General features: G+C 66.2%; 1 protein-coding gene. It reads left to right on the top strand.

The genetic code is table 11. The features are described 5' to 3' along the window. Positions 1-201: 201 nt before the first annotated feature. On the top strand, positions 202-465 hold the full coding sequence (locus AC1DWF_RS37155) for an SRPBCC family protein (RefSeq protein WP_476843429.1): 264 nt from the start codon (positions 202-204) through the stop codon (positions 463-465). The last annotated feature ends 106 nt before the right edge of the window (positions 466-571 follow it).

The following is a 571-nucleotide window of genomic DNA, read 5'->3' as shown; positions in this document are numbered from 1 at the left end:
ATCGTCACGCCGGGCAGGGGTATAACCGTCACGATGCCGAGCGTCAGCGCTGGGCGGCGGAAGAGCAGCGTCGCCAGGCGGAGCTCGATCGCCGGCGCAGCGAGGAGGCGCGCCGCTGGTAGCGGCTTCCAACTGAAGAGCGACTTCCTGGCTGCATGTCGCGCCGGCTCGTGCACCGAACATGCAGCCAGGAGGTTTCGGATGAGCGATCGAATCCATAAGACCATCGACCCCAAGGCTGCCCTCGCCCGCGTCTGGCGGGCGCTGACGGACCATGAGGAATTCCGCATCTGCTTCCGCGTCAGGCGGGAATCATCCTTCGTGGTCGGCGAGGCCATGCGCGGCCGCATGACCTACCCCGGCTGGGAGCATCTGCTGATGAGGTCCAAGGTCGTCGCCAGCGAGCCGCAGCACTACTTTGCCTACGCACGGCTTTGGGCCACCGGACGCCGGGGAGATTGCTGACCGCCCCACCCTGCCGCATGCTCCGCGGGACAGAGGAGGACTTGTCCATGGTCAAATACGGTTTCGATCACATTCACCTGCGCACGCCCGACGTCGAGGCGACGGC

This window comes from Aminobacter sp. P4_D5, from assembly GCF_056401815.1.
This window is presented reverse-complemented; position numbering and strand designations above follow the sequence as displayed.